17 protein-coding genes and 1 tRNA gene are annotated in these 19,674 nt (G+C 64.7%); 5 read left to right on the plus strand and 13 right to left on the minus strand.

The features are described 5' to 3' along the window. Nucleotides 1–37: 37 nt before the first annotated feature. Nucleotides 38–553, plus strand: a complete 516-nt coding sequence (locus tag EL249_RS10580; RefSeq protein ID WP_005672502.1) for a disulfide bond formation protein B — start codon at nucleotides 38–40, stop codon at nucleotides 551–553. An 85-nt stretch (nucleotides 554–638) separates the two neighbouring features. Further along, a complete protein-coding gene (locus EL249_RS10585) occupies nucleotides 639–1,364 on the plus strand; it encodes a Crp/Fnr family transcriptional regulator (RefSeq protein WP_005672500.1) in 726 nt (241 codons plus the stop codon). 108 nt (nucleotides 1,365–1,472) lie between these two features. On the opposite strand, the gene EL249_RS10590 is transcribed toward EL249_RS10585, so the two are convergent. Both EL249_RS10590 and EL249_RS10595 read right to left on the minus strand, forming a co-directional pair. After that, nucleotides 1,473–3,812: an AsmA family protein gene (locus EL249_RS10590; protein WP_005672499.1), complete on the minus strand. Its 2,340-nt coding sequence runs from the start codon at nucleotides 3,810–3,812 to the stop codon at nucleotides 1,473–1,475. Beyond that, nucleotides 3,809–4,198 carry a thioredoxin domain-containing protein gene (locus EL249_RS10595; protein ID WP_050781778.1) on the minus strand — a complete coding sequence of 130 codons (390 nt, stop codon included), beginning with the start codon at nucleotides 4,196–4,198 and terminating at the stop codon, nucleotides 3,809–3,811. Before EL249_RS10595 ends, EL249_RS10590 begins: the two co-directional genes overlap by 4 nt. Nucleotides 4,199–4,488: 290 nt before the next feature. Between EL249_RS10595 and EL249_RS10600 the strand changes: the two genes are divergently transcribed. Together EL249_RS10600 and EL249_RS10605 are read left to right on the plus strand one after the other, a co-directional pair. Then, the gene (locus EL249_RS10600) at nucleotides 4,489–4,887 is read left to right on the plus strand and encodes a hypothetical protein (RefSeq protein WP_126348212.1); all 399 of its coding nucleotides are present in this window, start codon (nucleotides 4,489–4,491) and stop codon (nucleotides 4,885–4,887) included. Between the two features lie 104 nt (nucleotides 4,888–4,991). Further along, complete coding sequence (locus tag EL249_RS10605) at nucleotides 4,992–5,495, plus strand: Hsp20 family protein (protein ID WP_005672494.1); 504 nt, start codon at nucleotides 4,992–4,994, stop codon at nucleotides 5,493–5,495. 214 nt (nucleotides 5,496–5,709) lie between these two features. Here EL249_RS10605 and EL249_RS10610 read toward each other — a convergent pair whose 3' ends face one another. Together EL249_RS10610 and EL249_RS10615 are read right to left on the minus strand one after the other, a co-directional pair. Then, on the minus strand, nucleotides 5,710–6,666 hold the full coding sequence (locus EL249_RS10610; protein WP_169311652.1) for an NYN domain-containing protein: 957 nt from the start codon (nucleotides 6,664–6,666) through the stop codon (nucleotides 5,710–5,712). A 363-nt stretch (nucleotides 6,667–7,029) separates the two neighbouring features. Further along, nucleotides 7,030–7,117 (minus strand) — tRNA-Ser (locus tag EL249_RS10615). A 263-nt stretch (nucleotides 7,118–7,380) separates the two neighbouring features. Between EL249_RS10615 and EL249_RS10620 the strand changes: the two genes are divergently transcribed. After that, a complete protein-coding gene (locus tag EL249_RS10620; RefSeq protein ID WP_005672491.1) occupies nucleotides 7,381–8,538 on the plus strand; it encodes a glycosyltransferase family 9 protein in 1,158 nt (385 codons plus the stop codon). A 143-nt stretch (nucleotides 8,539–8,681) separates the two neighbouring features. On the opposite strand, the gene EL249_RS10625 is transcribed toward EL249_RS10620, so the two are convergent. The 9 genes from EL249_RS10625 to nuoG all read right to left on the minus strand — a co-directional run bounded on the left by EL249_RS10625 (nucleotide 8,682) and on the right by nuoG (nucleotide 19,664). After that, on the minus strand, nucleotides 8,682–9,323 hold the full coding sequence (locus tag EL249_RS10625; RefSeq protein WP_005672489.1) for an NUDIX domain-containing protein: 642 nt from the start codon (nucleotides 9,321–9,323) through the stop codon (nucleotides 8,682–8,684). Nucleotides 9,324–9,467: 144 nt separating this feature from the next. Beyond that, nucleotides 9,468–10,961, minus strand: a complete 1,494-nt coding sequence (gene nuoN, locus EL249_RS10630; protein ID WP_005672488.1) for an NADH-quinone oxidoreductase subunit NuoN — start codon at nucleotides 10,959–10,961, stop codon at nucleotides 9,468–9,470. 12 nt (nucleotides 10,962–10,973) lie between these two features. Further along, on the minus strand, nucleotides 10,974–12,473 hold the full coding sequence (locus EL249_RS10635; RefSeq protein ID WP_005672487.1) for an NADH-quinone oxidoreductase subunit M: 1,500 nt from the start codon (nucleotides 12,471–12,473) through the stop codon (nucleotides 10,974–10,976). Between the two features lie 7 nt (nucleotides 12,474–12,480). Further along, nucleotides 12,481–14,493 (minus strand): NADH-quinone oxidoreductase subunit L, encoded by a 2,013-nt coding sequence (nuoL, locus tag EL249_RS10640; RefSeq protein ID WP_005672486.1) that lies wholly within the window; start codon nucleotides 14,491–14,493, stop codon nucleotides 12,481–12,483. Nucleotides 14,494–14,496: 3 nt separating this feature from the next. Then, on the minus strand, nucleotides 14,497–14,820 hold the full coding sequence (nuoK, locus tag EL249_RS10645; protein ID WP_005672485.1) for an NADH-quinone oxidoreductase subunit NuoK: 324 nt from the start codon (nucleotides 14,818–14,820) through the stop codon (nucleotides 14,497–14,499). Between the two features lie 13 nt (nucleotides 14,821–14,833). Then, nucleotides 14,834–15,598: an NADH-quinone oxidoreductase subunit J gene (locus tag EL249_RS10650; RefSeq protein ID WP_005672484.1), complete on the minus strand. Its 765-nt coding sequence runs from the start codon at nucleotides 15,596–15,598 to the stop codon at nucleotides 14,834–14,836. An 18-nt stretch (nucleotides 15,599–15,616) separates the two neighbouring features. Then, nucleotides 15,617–16,105 carry an NADH-quinone oxidoreductase subunit NuoI gene (gene nuoI / locus EL249_RS10655; protein ID WP_005672483.1) on the minus strand — a complete coding sequence of 163 codons (489 nt, stop codon included), beginning with the start codon at nucleotides 16,103–16,105 and terminating at the stop codon, nucleotides 15,617–15,619. Nucleotides 16,106–16,107: 2 nt separating this feature from the next. Next, nucleotides 16,108–17,190 (minus strand): NADH-quinone oxidoreductase subunit NuoH, encoded by a 1,083-nt coding sequence (gene nuoH, locus EL249_RS10660; RefSeq protein WP_005672482.1) that lies wholly within the window; start codon nucleotides 17,188–17,190, stop codon nucleotides 16,108–16,110. Continuing rightward, nucleotides 17,187–19,664 carry an NADH-quinone oxidoreductase subunit NuoG gene (gene nuoG / locus EL249_RS10665; RefSeq protein ID WP_005672481.1) on the minus strand — a complete coding sequence of 826 codons (2,478 nt, stop codon included), beginning with the start codon at nucleotides 19,662–19,664 and terminating at the stop codon, nucleotides 17,187–17,189. Before nuoG ends, nuoH begins: the two co-directional genes overlap by 4 nt. Nucleotides 19,665–19,674 lie beyond the last annotated feature (10 nt).

The raw sequence follows: 19,674 nt of genomic DNA on the forward strand, positions 1-19,674 counted from the left end.
ACAAAAACCCTTTGCTTGAGCAAACTTCCGAAACACGATGAGATTGAATAGTATAACACACCGCCGCCTGTCGGTCGCCATCGCCCTTTTCTCCTGGGGCAGTGTCGGCGTGGCACTGTTCACACAGCACGTGCTGGGCATGCAGCCCTGCCCCTGGTGCATTGCTCAACGCGTCCTGTATCTGCTGTGTGGCGCGCTGGCCATTCTGGCCGTCCTTCCGCCCGTCAGAAGCTCGGCGGGACGCATCATTGCCACGCTCTTTTCCGCGACCGGCATCGTGGCGGCTGGCGGCGCCCTCGTCACGGCGCTCTATCAGCATTTCGTGGCAGCCGCCAGCGGTTCCTGCGCCGTCACGGCAGCCGACCGTTTCCTAATGGAGACCGGCCTGGCAGACTGGCTGCCCGAAGTCTTCGAGCCGCGCGCCTCATGCGCCGAGGCGGACCAGGCCCTGATCGGACTGCCCTATTCCATCTGGAGTGCCATTCTTGCGGTCATCCTGCTGGTGTTGGGCGGGCTGGCGCTTCGGGCATTGTGGCGATCACGCGTCCGATGATCGCGGCATGGCAGAATGCGGGCTGAAGGCCGCAAGGCAGAGCCTGCATTCCAGAGCCATTTTTCGGGTCCCCGCATCCTTATCCATGACCCCCTCATCCTCCCCCAACCCCACCGCGGCAACCGCCCCTCTCATCGCGCTGCTGGATCGCCACCCGCTGTTCTCGGGGCTCCCCCAGCCCGTTCTGATGCAACTGGCCGAAAACGCCTGGCACCAGACGCTGGACGCAGGCGAAAGCGTGTTCCACGAGGGAGATCCCGCCACCCATTACCTGCTGGTGGAAAGCGGGCAGCTGGAGATGGTGCGCTTCAGCCAGGAGGGTGACGAACACGTCTTCCAGTCCTTCGGCCCCAACTCGCTGGTGGCCGAGGCCGCCATGTTCATGCAGCATGGGCGCTATCCGATGAGCTCCCGCGCCGGCAGCGGATCCGTGGGCATCTGGCGGCTGTCGGGCATCAGCCTGCGTGCCACCTGCGAGGCCCACCCGCCCCTGGCCACCCGGATGCTGCAGCGCTTCAGCCAGCGGCTCTACCACCGCGTCAACGAGGTGGAGTGGCTGACCAGCAGCACGGCACAACAGCGGCTGGCGGCCTATTTCGTGGCACTGCGCAAGCAGCAGGGCGACGAGCTGAACTTCCCCCAGAGCCAGCGTCATGTGGCTGCCCAGCTTGGCATCCGCCCTGAAACGCTGAACCGCCTGCTGGCAGACTGGCAGCAGCGCGGCTGGATCACAGGCTCGCGCCGCAAGTGGACGCTGGCCGAACCCGAACCGCTTGTCCGCATGGCCGAGGGACGCGTGCGACCGTTCTGAGCGGGAACCATGAAACAACAAGGGCCGGAAGGATCTCTCCTTCCGGCCCTTTTCTTGTGCCCCGGGAGATCCCCGGGGCGCTGACGTCGTGGCGTCAGCTGATGCCGATCAGCGACCCAGCAGGCCCTTCAGGGCGTCCTTGGCCTTCTTCGTGTCGACCTTCTCTTCGAGCTTGCTGCCCAGGCCGCTCTTTTCCAGGCTCTGCTTGAGCTTGTCCTCGGCCTTGCCCTTCAGCTCCTCACCCACCTTGGACTTCAGGGCATCCTTGGCGGCAGCCGACCAGTCGATCTGCCAGGACGGCGCATCGAACGGACCGTTCAGGCGCACGGGAATGGTCACGCCCTTCAGGTCAGCCAGCTCGCGTCCACCCTGCCCGCTGCTGGTACCGACCACCGACGCACGCACCGTGTAGTCCAGCACGCTGCGACCGATGTCGATGGAACCATCCCCACCGACCCGCAGCAGCGGCGACTTCAGCGACAGGTCGTTGCTGCGCGCCACACCGTTCTGCAGCTGGAAGCTGACCGACATCTCGGTGAAGTCGGTCTTCTGGGTCTTGTCGGAAGCCTGGTTCTGGGTACCGGTGTTGGCCTTGAACATGTTGCGCGCCTCGCGCAGCTTCTCGCCCAGGTTGATACCCTTGAGCGCGCCGTCCTTCAGGGCCACCGAGGCATTGCCACCCAGCGAGCGCTTCATCGCCTCCACCGTGGCACCGCCCGTGTTGACGGCCACATTCAGATTGCCGCTCCCCTCCAGCATGTCCTGATTGGCCAGCGCCTTCAGCAGCGGCTCGATGGAAATGCCGGTGAGATCAGCCTTCAGCGTCACCTTGTTGGCGGCGGGCGACGAGCCGGTCGTGACCGTGGAAGAAGCCGCCAGCTTGCCCTGGTAGAGCATAGCCGTCACCGGAGACAGCACGAGCTGGCCGTTGGCAACCTTGGCGTTGGCCTTGAGCTGGCGCATTTCCAGGCCGCGTGCAATCAGATGACCAATGCCCACCCGCGCATCCACCGTCAGTCCCTTCAGGGCCGACAGGTCCACCGGCGTCTCGGCGGGATTGCCCGTGGTCGAGTCGGGGGCCGGCGCAGCCGCTGCATCGGTCTTGGCCGGCGGGAACAGACGATCCACATTGAGGGAATCGGCGTCCAGGGCCACCGTGATCTTCGGCGTCTTGAAGCCGTTGACACCGGCCTTCAGGGCCATCTTCGCCTGGTCCAGCAGGGCCGACAGATCAGCCGCGGCAGTTTCCTTCTTCAGATCGGCCGATACCTGGCCGCCCAGCTTCAGCGACGAGGCCGCCTTCGACACCGACGGATCCTCGATGTCGACCTGACCATCCAGTGCCGTGAGCTGGTAGCGACCGGCGGCCAGGCTGGCCTGTACCGGCGTGGCCAGCTTGGCCGCCACGGTACGTCCGTCCTGCGTCAGCTTCGCATCCAGCCCCAGGCTGTTGACCTTCAGGTCATCGGCGGTACCACCGACGCCCGCCAGCGTCAGCACGGCCGACAGCCATTCCTTGTCACCCAGGCTCACCTTGGCCTGGACCGTGTCACCGGAAGCCTTGTCGCTGGCAATGGCCAGCTTCGGCGCCGCCACCGTGCCACGGAAGCTGTCAGCCCCCATCCGGCCCTGGGCATCCAGTGCCAGGTCGTTCAGATCGATGATCGGGCCCTGCGGGTCGAACGAAAAGCCCTTGAGCTTGAGGGCGAACTGCTGCACCTGCAGCGTGTCGATGGCGCCCTTGAGACCGGCGCTGAAGTCACGCAGCCCATACCGTCCCTGCTCCAGGTCGATCTTGAGCTGGCCCTTCATGCTGAAGTCGCCCCGTGCCTCGGGCGAGGTAGCACCAAAGCCCAGCGACAGCGAGACGGGCGTCTCGATGACATTGGCCAGCGGTCCGGTCTCGACGTTCAGCCGCTCCAGCGTGTAGGTCTGGCCAGCCTGGCGGTCATCGAAGACCACGCGCGCGTTGGCCAGCGTCACCCCGTTCACGTGGAAGGCGGGGATCTTGGCGGCAGCCTCCGGCTCGGCCGGCTGCTCCTGGGCGGGCGCATCCTGGGCGCCCAGCAGGTCGTCGATGCTCATGCTGCCATCAGCCTGGCGCACCACCTTGGCCTTCAGGCCATCGATGGTGACCGTGTCGGCCTGGACATCGCCTTTCAGCAGCGGCAGCAGCGCCACGCTGACCTGTGCCGACGTCAGGCTGGCAGCCTCCTGCTCGGGCTGATTGGGCTCGGACAGCCGCACCTCCGGCAGCGTGACCCCAACATGGGGAAAGATCGACAGCTTCAGGTCGCCCTCGAACGAGAGGGTGCGGTTGTAGCGCGTTGCCACGAAGTTGGCAATCTGCGGCTTGAAGTAATTGACATCGACAAAACTGACCGCGACGGCGGCCACGACCAACAGGCCCACCAGCACGCCGACGACGATCGACAACTTCTTGATCATGACTGGACTCCAATCAGTGAATTCAGATGCGCGGCCAGCGAGGCAACCTCGGCATCGACCTGCACAGGCGGCCGTCCGGGCTCGTGCAGCGCCCGCAGCAGGCGCCGCAGCGTTTCCTCTCCCGGCAGCACCGGCCCGAAGAACCGGGGCTGGCCCTTCACCGTGACCAGCAACGTGGGAAAGGTCTCGATGTCGAGATCTCCCAGCAGCTCGTCATCGTCCTCCACATCGACCCAGGCAAAAGCGGTTCCAGCGTGGCGTGGCGCCTCGTCGGCCAGCATGGTCCGATAGTCGCGGCAGGTGCCGCACCAATCGGCACACAGGCAGATGACCATGGTCTCAGTGCCACCTTCCGGACGATGGATCAGCAAGGAGGAATCGGACATGTAGACGGCGAAGACGTGACCCGGGTTGACAGGGGCAGAGAGGGATACGACCCAAAGGACGGTTTGCGGGACACAGATCCCAGCAGGGTAGCACGCCTCCATTATAGAAGCATGACATGCCCCGGCATCCATCCTGCCCCGATAGCCGCCTGCACTACCCGGTGATGCGTCGGCGCGACAAATCGGCGACAAAGACGCTTTCCGCCGAAGTCCAGAACGTGATGGATTCGACAGACAACCTGCCGCATACCCCGGATGATCATGGAATTTCCCTTACGGCACATGCCCCCATGGAGGCCAGACAGTTCCTCACCCCATCCCTGGTTGTCGACGGCAGCCAGCTGGCATTCGTCGGCCCCATCGAACCGGGCCGGGAGGCCGAGACCTTTGCCACCCTGCTGACCTTCACCACGTTTGCGGAGAAATCCGACTCCGTCATCGATGAGGCCTACACCCTGGCCTGCGCCAGTACCGGCACTTCCAGCCGACTCGACGAGAACCGCTGGTACGACATTGCCCGCGAGTACTACGAAGAGTATCTGGAACAGCTGAACACGGCCTCCCCGGCCGAGCTGCAGAGCCACCTGGACTGGCTGGACGTGCATTTCTTTGCCCGGCACCCCGGCTACGAAGGCGCGCGGATGATGATCGAGCGGTTTCTGGTGACGCACGGCGGACCGCTGCACTAGACGGCTCTTGAAATTCCCGCAGGTCTCCTCATCTTCTGGGCACGGGCGCTGAATCATCGGGCCCGTGCACATTCCATCGCTTGATCTTCGAGGATAAGGAAACCATGAACCAGTTCGACTTCGCCCCCCTGTACCGCTCCGCCATCGGCTTCGACCGCATGGCACGCATGCTCAACAACTCGCTGCGCAACGACGCCCAGCCCAGCTACCCCCCCTACAACATCGAGGTCTTCGGCGAGAACGCCTACCGCATCACCATGGCGGTGGCCGGCTTCGACCGCTCGGAAATCGAGATCGAAGTCGAACAGGACGGCCTGAAGATCACCGGCCGCAAGCGCCCCGCCGCCTCGCAGCCCACCTATCTGCATCGCGGCATCGCCGCCCGTGACTTCGCCCACCGCTTCCAGCTGGCCGAGCACGTGCGCGTCGTCGGCGCCTCGATGAACAACGGCCTGCTCGACATCGACCTGGTGCGCGAGATTCCCGAAGTCATGAAGCCGCGCCGCATCGACATCGCCGATGGCTCTGCAGCCCCCCGTGCCGATGTGCTGGGCAATCCGTCCCAGACCCAGGGCGACGCCTCGACGGCTGCCCCCCAGAACGTCTGAGCCACCGCACTGGCACGCCGTGGCCGGTGCATCATCACCCGCCCGTCATTGCCACTGCATGATGACGGGTCGGGTCATGAACATCCTGACCCGGACCAGGCACCGGAAACAGAAAAGGCACCTTCGGCACGCATCCGCGACCCAAGGCGCCTGACAGGAAAGACAGATCCTGAACGCCCCGCTGCGCATCCCGCACCGGGGCGTTTTCATGCCGTCAGTTGTTGTTCATCAGCTCGGCACGCAGACGATCGCGCGCAAAGTTCTTCTCGGCATTGGTGAGCTTGCCGTGACCCAGGTCGGCATAGATATGATGGATCAGCAGCCGGTCCAGTGCCGCGTCGATGCGACGGCTGGTCGGATCGATTTCCGAGCACAGGCCAGCCTGTTCCTCGACGAAGACCTTGACGGACTCTATGATCTGCTGCCGGCTCTCGTCATCCAGCGGCGTGTGCTCATTGCGCATGCCCGGGTAGGCCGACGCCGAGGGCGGCGCGCCATAACCACCGGCGCCTCCCGCCACTGCTCCGGCCAGACCGCTGGCGTAGGACGCGGGCTGACTGTACTCATAGTCACCAGCCTGCGTGCTGGACGCCATTGGCGCTGCCGGCGGCACATAGCGCATCACGGCCGACAGGTCATAGACATTCAGGCGCGCCACACGATCGGCACGGCTGGTGATCTCGAAGCTCTGGCGATGCGAGACGCCCAGCTCGGTGTCCTCGACACCGATGACGGCAATGCGCACGCCCTTCTTCTGGGCCATCTCGATACCGATGGCGAAGTCACCGTCCCCCGTCACCAGGGCCGCATCGGAAATGGCACCGTTGCTGGCCAGTTCGATCAGGTCGGTAACAATCAGGGAATCAACGCCCCGCTGCTGGCCCGCCGCATTGACGATGCCCGAGCGGAAGTGCACATCCGGAAGCTCGGCAATGGCTCGTTGCTGCGGCGACAGCCCGCTGGCCATCACGCCGTCATACCAGTACACCCGCAGTAGTTCGCGGGTGGTGAGGCCCAACGCGGTACGCGTCTTTTCCAGCAGCAGATTGATCAGGGCTGCCGGATTCATGACCTCCAGGTGATGTCGCTTGGTGGAGGCGCGCTCGCTGACGATTTCTGCCGACTGATGCAGCAGATAACCAGCGTCCACCATGACTACAAAACGATCCATGTCGAGAGATTCCATTAAGAAAGTAACTAATTAGCGCAGGCTTCCGATTGTGTGATTGATTTGTCCGACCCTGGGTCGCAGCCTGCTACTGATACGAGTTCAGTATAGTTGAAGCACATGCCATGATCCCGGCAGAAAATCCAGCGCACAGTCCCCGGCAGGCAATGCTGTACCTGCAGACACCGGACGACAGGCGGCCTCCTTCATCGGTGGCACCCCACGCTTGGCATGAAAAATAACGTTTCCGTCAATCGGTGGAATGATCCATGTCAAGGGCTTAGGGCAAAACACCCCAGTGCAGCGCGCATGCAACGCCCGACGAAAAAACAGAGGGGAAGATAACGAAAGATGAGGCAAGGATATTGGCGGAAGCGGTGAGATTCGAACTCACGAACGGTTGCCCGTTGCCGGTTTTCAAGACCGGTGCAATCGACCACTCTGCCACGCTTCCGACGTGACTGCAGGACTGCCGCGATAAATGGCCCCTTCCAGGTTGCTCCCCTGGCCCATCGGCAGTGCCGTCTGACGATTCTACCCCATCTGCTGCGCAATCCCCCTGACGCACGGGCTATCATCGCCACACTTCCGACAGCCTCCGGCCCTGTATCGGTCCGGAACGCCTTCATCATGCCCGACACCCCCAACGCCACCCCCCCTACCCCCTCGGCGTCCCATCACCCAGCTGCGATCTCATCGACGGCGGCGAAAAACCCCGTGCGCCCCCTGCTCGTCCGCTTCGGCGCCATGGGCGACCTGGTGCTCATCCAGCCGATGATCCGACTGCTGGCTGCACGCTACGGGGCCCCGGTGGACCTGCTGGCCGCTGGAGGCTGGGTGCGCCCGCTCTACCAGGGGCAGCCCGATGTGGGCGAGATCCACCTGCTGGCCAAGCGCAAGCTGCCGCTATGGCTGAGCGCCGAGAAGCGCCAGCTGCTGCAATGGCTGCGGCAGACGGGTCCGCGTCCGGTCTGGTATTGCGACTTCGACGAGAAGCTGCTGCCCCTGCTGGCTCAGGCAGGCATGGACGAGCGCTGGGTGGTTCGCGCCAAGGCCGTGGGCACGCGGGATGGCGAGCATCTGGTGGACTTTTCGCAGCGCCTGGCACGGACGGAGCCGCCGGCGTTGCGGCACGTGACGGAACAACGCATGGAGGTGTCCGGGCCCCATGTGGGCCAACCCGCAGAAGCAGCGGGCACCCAGACAGCACACCCGGCAGCGTCCTCGAAAACGCAGGCAGACCTGGACGACCGCGACCCGAACCTGCGCATTTCCGCCGCCATGCGGGCCGACGTACAGGACTGGCTGCAGGCCAAGGGGTGGCTGGGCAAGCCGCTGCTGCTGGTTCAGGCCGGCAACCGCCGCACCATGCGTACCGGCCTGCGCCGGCGGATGTCCACCAACACCAAGTGGTGGCCCGAAGACAACTGGGCAGCCATCATCCGCATGCTGGCCGAGCGCCATCCGGACGCGGTCATCCTGCTGGTGGGCGCCCCGCCCGAGGCCGACCTGAACAACGAGCTGCTGCAGCGCGCCGGCGTCAAGCAGGCCTTCAACGTGGCACGCGAGCTGCCCATTCCACGCCTGCTGGCCTTGCAGGCGCGTGCTGCCGGCATGGTGACGGTGGACACCGGCCCCGCCCACACGGCGGCCGCCGTGGGCTGCCCGCTGGTGGTGCTGTTCGGCGTGGCCGATCCGGTGCGCATCCGCCCACGCGGCGGCGACACCCCGGTGGAAGTGCTTCAGGCCATGCACGACGGCAAGCCCGACATGACGGCCGTCAGCGTGGATGCCGTGGTGCAGGCCTGGCAGCGGTTGCCGCTGCGCCAGGGAGCCAACGGCGAGGACACGGCCGGCCCAACCGCGACAGCGTGAATCGCCCAGGCCGGTGATCAGCTGAACACACCCCGTGAGCCGGCACGCGCATGCAAAGCGGCGTGCCGTAGCGCGCGACCGCACGACATTCAGCACACGGCTGCATCAGCCGCCGGTCACGTATCCGTGGACGTGAAACCGGATCAGAGATCGAACGTCGGCCACGGCAGGCTGCCGTCGTCGAAGCGCTGCAGCCAGTGCACGGCAATCTGGGTCTTCACGTCCAGCAGACGGTGCGCACGCAGCTCGTCCACCAGCCAGCCCAAGGTCACCCATTCGATCTCGACGAACTCGCCAACATCCAGCGAACGCTCGACCTTCTCCAGGTCACGCGCCAGGTAGATGTCCATCACCTCGTCGGCAAAGCCGATGGCCGGATGGATGCGCGTCAGGTGCGCCCAGCGTCTGGCACGGTAGCCCGTCTCTTCCACCAGCTCGCGCTTGGCCGTCTCCAGGCTGGTTTCGCCAGGATCCTTCTTGCCGGCCGGGATCTCCACGTAGACCCGCCCCGGGCCATAACGGAACTGGCGCTCGATCAGGATGCGTCCATCGGCGTCGATCGGCACCATGGCCGCCGCCCCCGGGTGCATGATGAACTCGCGCGTGTTGGTGGAGCCATCAGGCATGCGGGCCACGTCCTTGCGGACCTTCAGGAAGCGCCCCTCATAGACCACTTCACGCGATACGGTGCTTTCGGCCAGTGACGGATACTGCCTGGCCACGGTCGGATCGATGTGATCGGGGATGGCGGTATCCGCCGCCTGCGGGTTCTCTTGCTTGGACATGCTCTGCTTCCGGTTTAACTGAATCCTGTGCTCGAGAGCTTACCCGACTTCATCCCCACACGAAAAAGCCGGGACATGCCGTGACGCATATTGCGCACGCATGTCCCGGCCGTGTACGGCAGCCCCGACTACCGGAGCCAGCTCTCAGCCCAGGTGCCAGGCGCTGCGGATGGCTGCCACGCACAGGGCCATCAGCGGCCCGGGCAGCAGGCCCAGCAGCAGTACGGCCACACCATTGATGGCCATCAGTGTCCGCGCCTGACCATCCACCACGATGTCGGCGTCATCCTCGACCTTGTCGAAGAACATCACCTTGACAACACGGATGTAGTAGAAGGCGCCGATCAGCGACATCAGCACGGCGTAGATCGCCAGCCAGGTGTAGCCGGCAGCCACCACCGACTTCAGCACCGCCAGCTTGGCATAGAAGCCCACCAGCGGCGGGATGCCGGCCAGCGAGAACATCAGCAGCAGCATCACGCCAGCCAGCCAGGGGCTGCGACGCGCCAGACCGGCAAAGTCCGAGATCTCCTCGGCCTCGAAGCCCTCGCGTGCCAGGAACTGGATGAGACCGAAGGTACCCAGCGTGGTCAGCACATAGCTGATCATGTAGAAGAGCGCGTTGCCGAAGGCCTCGTGCGACGGCGGGAAGCCCTCGCCACCGTAGACACCCGCCAGACCCAGCAGGACGAAGCCGACCTGCGAGATGGTGGAATAGGCCAGCATCCGCTTCAGGTTGGTCTGGGCCACGGCCACGATGTTGCCGATGCCCAGCGACAGCACCGCCAGGATGATCAGCATCTGCTGCCACAGGCCCGCCATCTCGATGACGGCCTCACCCAGCAGACGGAACAGCAGCGCGAATGCCGCCAGCTTGGGGCCGGCCGCCACGAGCAGCGTGGCCACGGTGGGCGCGCCGTGGTAGACATCGGGCACCCACATGTGGAACGGAACGGCTCCCAGCTTGAAGGCCAGGCCGGCCACCAGGAACACCATGCCGAAGGCCAGCACCTGCGGCGAGGCCATGCCGCTGTAGACGCGGCCCATGATCTCGGCAATGTCCAGCGAGCCGGTGGCCCCATAGACCATCGACATGCCGTAGAGCAGGAAACCTGAAGCCAGCGCGCCCAGCACGAAGTACTTCATGGCGGCCTCGGTGCCCTGCGTCCAGTTGCGGCGCAGGCCGATAGCGGCATACAGCGACAGCGACATCAGCTCCAGGCCCAGGTACAGCACCAGCAGGTTGCCGCCCGAAATCATCACCATCTGGCCCAGCAGCGAAAAGAGCGCCAGCACGTACAGGTCAGCGCCCCGGATGCCCCGGTCAGCCATGTAACCGCGTGAATAGATGATGATGCTGCCGGTGCAGACAATGCCGCAGACCTTCAGCAGGTAGGCCAGATCGTCGGCCAGGTACATGTGCCCGAAGGCCTGTTGCGGCCCATGGTTGTACTGCCAGAGCACCGCCACCAGCGGCGCCACCAGCACCAGCAGCGCCATGCGGTCGGCGCGCATCGAGCGTTCCTTCCTGCCGGTCAGCGCCTCCACCACCAGGAAGACGCAGATGCCAAGCATCAGCAGGATCTCTGGCGCCAGCGCGGCCAGATTGAGTTCATGCAGGGTCAGTGACACGGCCATGCCTCTCTATGTCTACTTGAGCTTGGTTTGGGAAACGTGCGTGAGCAGCTGCTCCACCGAGACCTGGATCAGGTCGGTGAAGAACTTCGGATAGATGCCCATGAACAGGACGAGTGCGGCCATCAGCATCAGCAGCCAGAACTCGCGCCGGTTCACGTCTTCCATCTTGTCGACGTTGGGATTGGCCACCGGGCCGAAGACCACGCGCTTGTACATCCACAGCGAATAGCCCGCGCCCCAGATCAGGGCCGTGGCGGCCAGCAGGCCAATCCAGAAGTCGAACTGCACCGCGCCCAGGATGACCAGGAACTCGCCCACGAAGCCGGAGGTGGCCGGCAGGCCCGCGTTGGCCATCGAGAACAGCAGGAACAGCGCCGCGAACTTCGGCATCCGGTTGATGACGCCACCGTAGTCGGCAATCTGCCGGGTGTGCAGGCGGTCGTAGAGCACGCCAATGCACAGGAACATCGCGCCGGCCACGAAGCCGTGCGACACCATCTGCACCACCGCACCCTGCATGCCGGTCTCGTTGAACATGAAGAAGCCCAGCGTGACGAAGCCCATGTGGGCGATCGACGAATAGGCCACCAGCTTCTTCATGTCGGTCTGCACCAGCGCCACCAGACCGATGTAGATGACAGCCACCAGCGACAGCGTGATCATCAGCCAGGCCAGCTCGTGGCTGGCATCGGGCGCGATGGGCAGCGACAGGCGCAGGAAGGCATAGGCCCCCAGCTTCAACATGATGGCGGCCAGCACCACCGAGCCCCCGGTGGGTGCCTCGACGTGGGCGTCGGGCAGCCAGGTGTGCACCGGCCACATGGGGATCTTGACCGCAAAGGCCAGCAGGAAGGCCACGAAGATCAGCACCTGCTCATGCAGCGTGAGCGGCAGCCGGTGCCAGGCCAGGATCTCGAAGCTGCCCGACTGCAGATACAGGTAGATGATCGCCACCATCGTGAGCAGCGATCCCAGCAGGGTATAGAGGAAGAACTTGAAGGCCGCATACACGCGGTTCGGGCCGCCCCACACCCCGATGATGATGTACATCGGGATCAGCGTCGCCTCGAAGAACACGTAGAACAGCATGCCGTCGGCAGCCGCGAACACCCCGATCATCAGGCCCGAGAGGATCAGGAACGCCCCCAGGTACTGATGGACGCGGTCCTTGATGACTTCCCAGCCGGCGATGACCACCACGATCGTGATGAAGGCCGTCAGCAGCACCAGCCATACCGAGAGGCCGTCAATGCCGAGCGAATACTCGATGCCCAGGCTCTCGATCCAGGGCTTGCGCTCGACGAACTGCAGCGCCGCCGTGGTGCGGTCGAAGCCCGTGTAAAGCGGGATGGTGACGGCAAAACCGACCAGTGAACCCAGCAGCGCCAGCCACCGCGACAGGGTCGCACGCTGTTCGTTGCCGAGCGCCAGCACGATGATGCCGCTGATGATCGGTACCCAGATGGCGGCACTCAGCCAGCCCATGCTCAATGTCTCAGTCGTCTGTTCCATGGTCGATCTATTGCGCGCTGGCCAGAAGGGGAAGGAACCAGAACAGCAGGAAGGCCAGCCCGATGATCATGGCAATGGCATAGTGGTTGAGGAACCCCGTCTGCCCCTGACGCAGGACGCGGGAGAACCAGCCCACCAGCCGTGCGCTGCCATTGACCACCAGCCCGTCGATCAGCCCCTGGTCGCCACGTTTCCACAGCCCGGACCCCAGGCGGCGGGCACCACCGGCGAAGAACCACTCGTTGAAGCGGTCGAGGTAGTACTTGTTCTCGAGAACCGTGTAGATGCCCTTGAACGTCTGCTGCAGGCGAGCCGGAATGGCCGGGTTCACCAGGTAGAAGTACCAGGCGGTGGCAATGCCGGCCACCATCAGCCAGAACGGCAGCGAGGTGAAGCCGTGCAGCGCCATGGCGACCCAGCCGTGCCAGTGCTCGGCAAGCGCGGCCATGGCCGGATGCCTGTCGGCGAACACCGTGATGACACCCTTGAAGTACTCGCCCGTGATCATCGAATCAGCCGCGATAGCGCCGATGATGATGGAGGGGATGGCCAGCAGCACCAGCGGCACCGTCACCACCCAGGGCGACTCGTGAGGCACGTGAGCGCCATGGCCGTCGTGACCGTGTGCATCATGCCCGTGCGCGTCATGGCCATGCGCCGTCTCGAACCGGGGCTTGCCATGGAACACCAGGAAGTACATCCGGAACGAGTAGAAGGCCGTGACGAACACGCCCGAGAGCAGCGCCCAGTAGGCAATGCCCGAGCCCGGCACGTTGGCGTGGTGCACCGCCTCGATGATCGACTCCTTGGAATAGAAGCCGGAGAAGAACGGCGTGCCCACCAGCGCCAGCGAACCGATCAGCGAGGTGACCCAGGTGATGGGCATGTACTTGCGCAGGCCGCCCATGTGGCGGATGTCCTGATCGTGGTGCATGCCGATGATGACCGAACCGGCCCCCAGGAAGAGCAGCGCCTTGAAGAAGGCGTGCGTCATCAGGTGGAAGACGGCCACGCTGTAGGCCGAGGCACCCAGCGCCACGGTCATGTAGCCCAGCTGCGAGAGCGTCGAATAGGCCACCACCCGCTTGATATCGTTCTGGATGATGCCCATCAGGCCCATGAAGAAGGCAGTGATGGCACCGATGATCATCACGAAGGACAGCGCCACTTCCGACATCTCGTAGAGCGGCGACATGCGGCTGACCATGAAGATGCCGGCCGTCACCATGGTGGCGGCGTGGATCAGCGCGGAGATCGGGGTCGGGCCTTCCATCGAGTCCGGCAACCAGACGTGCAGCGGGAACTGCGCCGACTTGCCCATGGCACCCACGAAGAGGCAAATGCAGGTCACGGTGATGAGCGACCACGGCGTGTCGCCGATCAGCTGGATCGTCACCTTCTCGAGGTTCGGAGCGGCCGCGAAGATCTCGGCATAGTCCAGGCTGCCTGTCCAGGCTACCAGCAGGCCGATGCCCAGCACGAAGCCGAAGTCACCCACGCGGTTGACCATGAAGGCCTTCAGGTTGGCGTAGATGGCCGAGGGCTTCGTGTACCAGAAGCCGATGAGCAGGTACGACACCAGACCCACCGCCTCCCAGCCGAAGAACAGCTGCAGCAGGTTGTTGGACATCACCAGCATCAGCATCGAGAACGTGAAGAGGCTGATGTAGGCAAAGAAGCGCTGATAGCCGTCGTCCTCTTCCATGTAGCCGATGGTGTAGACGTGCACCATCAGCGACACGAAGGTCACGACCACCATCATCATGGCGGTGAGCTGGTCGATCAGGAAGCCCACTTCCATCTTCAGCTTGCCGATCACGGCCCAGCTGTAGAGGGCGCCGTTGAAGGTGTTGCCCTGCGAGACATCGTGCATGACCCACAACGAGGCCAGCAGCGACACCAGAACCCCGAGGATCGCCACCCGGTGGGTGGCCTTCTTGCCGATGGCCCGACCGGCGAAACCGGCCACCATCGCACCGACCAGTGGTGCGAAAGGTACCAGCAGATACGCTGTTTTCATCGGCTAGCCCCTCAGATGGTCGAGATCTTCGACGTTGACGGAATGGAACTGACGGAAGAGCACGACCAGGATTGCCAGGCCGATGGCCGATTCGGCCGCCGCCACCGTCAGGATGAAGAACACGAAGATCTGGCCGGCCAGATCCCCCATGTAATGTGAAAAGGCCACGAAGTTCATGTTGACGGCGAGCAGCATCAGCTCGATCGACATCAGCACGACGATCAGGTTGCGACGGTTGAGGAAGATCCCCACCACCCCGATCGAGAACAGGATGGCCCCCAGCGTCAGGTAGTGCGCGAGGCCCAGTTGCAGGAAATCAGCGGTCATCGTTGCACCCCTCTCACGATTCTTTCGAGGCTGCAGGCTTGGCCTCGGCAGATGCAGCGGCCGGCTTGGCATCGGCCGACTTGGCATCCGCGGACCCTGCAGCCGGCTGGGCTGCAGCAGGCGCCGCCTGTGCGGTTTCCGAACCCTGCCCTTCGGCCGCCTCGGCGGGTTGCGGCGGCGCAGGCACCACGGCCGACATGCTCACCAGACGCACGCGGTCGGCAGCACGCACCCGCACCTGCTGGCTGGGGTTCTGCGACTTGCGATCCTTGCGACGGCGCAGGGTGAGCGCGATGGCTGCCACCATGGCCACCAGCAGGATCATGCCGGCGATCTCCAGCGGATAGATGTAGCCCGTGTAGAGCAGCTCACCCAGCGCCTTGGCGTTGTCGTAGTCGGCTGCCGGCTGCACCAGGTCGGCCTCCTGGACGCCACCGAAGTGGGCCCACAGCACCAGCGACAGCTCGACGACGATGATGGCCGCCACAAAGAGCCCGACCGGCAGCGATCGCCAGAAGCCTACACGCAGGTTGTCGAGGTCGATGTCGAGCATCATGACCACGAACAGGAACAGCACCATCACCGCGCCCACGTACACCAGCACCAGCACGATAGCCAGGAACTCGGCCTTCATCAGCAGCCAGATGGCCGCCGACGACACGAAGGTGAGCACCAGGAACAGCGCGCTGTGAACCGGGTTGCGCGCCGTGATCACGCGCGTGGCCGCAAAGACCGTCACCAGCGCGAACAGGAAAAACAAGACTGATATGACATCCATGTTGCCGACCGTCCTTGCTCAGCGATAGGGGGCATCGGCTTCGCGAGCCGCGGCGATCTCGCTCTCGTAGCGATCGCCCACGGCCAGCAGCATGTCCTTGGTGAAATACAGGTCGCCGCGCTTCTCGCCGTGATACTCGAAGATGTGGGTCTCGACGATGGAGTCGACCGGACAGGACTCCTCGCACAGCCCACAGAAGATGCACTTGGTCAGATCGATGTCGTAGCGGGTGGTGCGACGCTGTCCGTCCGCACGCACTGCCGACTCGATGGTGATGGCCATGGCCGGGCAGACCGCCTCGCAGAGCTTGCAGGCGATGCAGCGCTCTTCGCCGTTGGAATACCGGCGCAGTGCGTGCAGCCCCCGGAAGCGCGGCGACAGCGGCGTCTTCTGCTCGGGATACTGGACCGTGATCTTGCGGGCGAACAGGTAGCGCCCCGTCAGCTTCATGCCCTTGAGCAGCTCAAGCAGCAGGAAGCTGGAAAAGAAATCCTTGATCGCTCGCATCTTCAGCTCTTCCAGATGTTGAAGGGCGTCTGCATCCAGACGGCAATCACCAGCAGCCAGACCAGCGTGACCGGAATGAACACCTTCCAGCCCAGCCGCATGATCTGGTCATAGCGGTAGCGCGGGAAGCTGGCCCGGAACCAGATGAACAGGCTGACCAGGAAGAAGGTCTTGATGAACAGCCAGAACCAGTCCCACAGCCACTGCGGACCGATGTCGAGCCCCAGCGTGAAGAAGGGCTGCCAGCCACCGAAGAACATGATGGCGGCCAGCGCCGACACCAGGATCATGTTGGCGTACTCGGCCAGGAAGAACACCGCAAAGCTCATGCCCGCGTATTCCACCATGTGGCCGGCCACGATCTCGGACTCGCCCTCCACCACGTCGAACGGGTGACGGTTGGTCTCGGCCACGCCGGAGATGAAGTACACCACCAGCGCCGGCAACAGCGGCAGCCAGTTCCAGGACAGGAAGTTGATGCCGTGGTCGGCAAAGGTTCCCCTGCCCTGCGCCATCACGATCTCGGAGATGTTCATGCTGCCCGAGACCATCAGCACCATCACCATGCAGAAGCCGATGGCCAGCTCGTAGGACACCATCTGGGCCGCTGCACGCAGCGCGCCCAGGAACGAGTACTTCGAGTTGGAGGCCCAGCCTGCCAGGATGACGCCGTAGACCTCCAGCGAGGTCAGCGCCAGCAGCAGCAGGATGCCGGCATTGATGTTGGCCAGGGCGCGGTCGGGACCGAACGGGATGACCGACCAGGCCGCCAGCGACGGCATGATGGCCAGCACCGGCGCCACCAGAAAGAGCATGGGGCTGACCTGCGTGGGCAGCAGGATCTCCTTCAGCATCAGCTTGATGCCGTCGGCCATCGGCTGCAGCAGCCCGAGCGGGCCGGTCCGGTTCGGGCCGATCCGCACGTGCATGTAGCCGATCATCTTGCGCTCCCAGAGCGTCAGATAGGCCACGCAGATCATCAGCGGTGCCACCAGCACGATGATCTTGATGAGGTTCCAGACGACAGGCCAGGCCATGCCCAGCCACTGCTCGCCCGTTTGGCTGATCACGTCGATGAAATTCACTTGACGGCCTCCAGCGTGATCGGTCCGAACATTGCGGGCAGCGCCGTGACCGAGACATGCGCCGCCGGCACCCAGGCCACGTCCTGGGCCAGCCGGTCATCGCGGACCAGCGGCAGCACGATCTCGTGACCGTCCTGGCTGACCCGCACCTCGGCCGCCCCTTCCAGACCCAGACGGGCCAGCGTCTCGCCATGCAGGCGGACCACCGGCGCGCGGGCATCGGCAGTCTTCTGGAGCGCCGTGCCGCGCCGCACCAGGGCATCGACCGAATAGATGGGCACGCTGGCCAGCCGCTGCAGCACCCCGGCCCACGGCAGGGCACGGTAGGCTGGCAGCTGGGGCGCCACCTGGTTGTTCAGGAGCCGCCCGAAATGGCGGCCATCGGGAATGGGTGCTGCCGAGAGCGACTCCTTGCGCACCAGGCTGCGGCGCAGGCCGGCACCCGGGCGGTTGGACGAGGCCGGTGCGACGGGCCGCGCCGGCTCCGCTGCGACAGGTTCGACCGCACCGGCCAGCGCCCGCTGGCGCACCTGCTCGACGCTCTCGAAATCGAAGCCCGGGATGCCCATGAGCGAGCCCAGCACGCGCAGCACCTTCCAGCCCGGCCGGGTCTGGCCGGCGGGACGCACGGCACCGTTGAAGCTCTGCAGCCGGCCCTCGCAGTTGACGAAGGAGCCGCCCGTTTCGGTGAACGGGGCGATGGGCAGCAGGCAGTCGGCCAGCTCCATCAGCTCGGGCGAGGCATAGGCCGTGAGCGCAATCACCGTATCGGCCTGCTTCAGGGCGGCACGGGCGGACACGGCGTCGGCGATGTCCAGCGTGGGCTCGATGCCGTGCAGCAGATAGGCACGACGCGGCTGGGCCAGCATCTGCACCACGTCCAGCCCGGAACTGCCGACGACCGGCAATGCAGTGGCCAGGTAGCCCCCTACCGAGTTGGAGGCCTCACCGATGACGCCGAAGTGTGCGCCGGTGAGCTGGGCAATGGCCTGCACCACCTGCAGGATGGCACCATGCTGCGGATGCTGGACGACGGCATTGCCCAGCCAGATGGCGCGTTTTTCGCCTTCGGCCAGCGCAGCGGCCAGTGCCTTGGCGGCCTCGGAGGGCTCGACCTCGCCATACGGCTGGGGCACCGGCTGGCCCGCCTGGCGGGCACAGGCCACCAGCACCTCGATCAGGTGATCGAGCCAGCGGTGCGGCGCCAGCACCTGCTGTCCGGCCATCGGCATCAGCCAGTCCTCGGCCACGCCGTGCACCGAGTGGACGGCCGTGCCATTCTTGGCGGCATGACGAACCCGTGCCGACAGCAGCGGATGATCCTTGCGGAGGAACGAACCGATGATCAGCAGCGTGTCGAAGGAATCGACCTCGTCGATGGCGTGGCCCAGCCAGGGCACGCCGGCGCGGGTGGCGTCGATGGAGAAGTCGGTCTGACGCAACCGGAAGTCGACGTTCTCGCTGCCCAGGCCACGCATCAGCGCACCGCCCAGATACAGCTCCTCCAGCGTGGAGGTCGGCGAAAGCAGCATGCCGATGGACTCGGGCCCGTGCTTCTGTGCGATGTCGGCCAGTGCGTGCGTCACGTAGTCCAGCGCGGACTCCCACGACGCCTCGCGCCACTCGTTGTCCTGCTTGATCATCGGCACCTGCAGGCGGTCGGCCGCCTCCAGGCCCTCATACGAGAAGCGATCACGGTCCGAAATCCAGCACTCGTTGACCGACTCGTTCTCGAAGGGAAGCACGCGCTTGACGCGATCGTGCTTGACCTGCACGACGATGTTGGAACCCAGCGAATCGTGCGGGGCTACCGAGCGACGACGGGTCAGTTCCCAGGTACGGGCCGAATAGCGGAACGGCTTGCTGGTGAGCGCGCCGACCGGGCAGATGTCGATCATGTTGCCCGACAGCTCGGAGTCGACCGAATGGCCCAGGAAGCTGAGGATCTGCGAGTGCTCGCCGCGCCCGGCCATGCCCAGCTCCATGATGCCCCCGATCTCCTGACCGAAGCGCACGCAGCGGGTGCAGTGGATGCAGCGCGACATCTCCTCGGCGGAGATGAGCGGGCCCATGCTCTTGTGGAAGACGACCCGCTTCTCTTCACGGTAATTCGACATCGAATGACCGTAGCCCACCGCCAGGTCCTGCAGCTGGCATTCGCCGCCCTGGTCACAGATCGGACAGTCCAGCGGGTGGTTGATCAGCAGGAACTCCATCACCGCCTTCTGGGCCTCGACGGCCTTGCGGGAATGGGTGTGGACCTTCATGCCGGCGGTGACCGGCGTGGCACAGGCGGGCAGCGCCTTGGGCGCCTTCTCCACCTCCACCAGGCACATGCGGCAGCTGGCGGCAATGGAGAGCTTCTTGTGATAGCAGAAATGCGGCACGTAGACGCCGGCCGCATTGGCCGCGTGCATCACCATGCTGCCTTCGGCGACCGATACCTTCTGCCCATCGATTTCGACTTCGACCATAACTGTCCCG

The sequence above is a fragment of the Lautropia mirabilis genome, assembly GCF_900637555.1.
Classification (GTDB): domain Bacteria; phylum Pseudomonadota; class Gammaproteobacteria; order Burkholderiales; family Burkholderiaceae_E; genus Lautropia; species Lautropia mirabilis.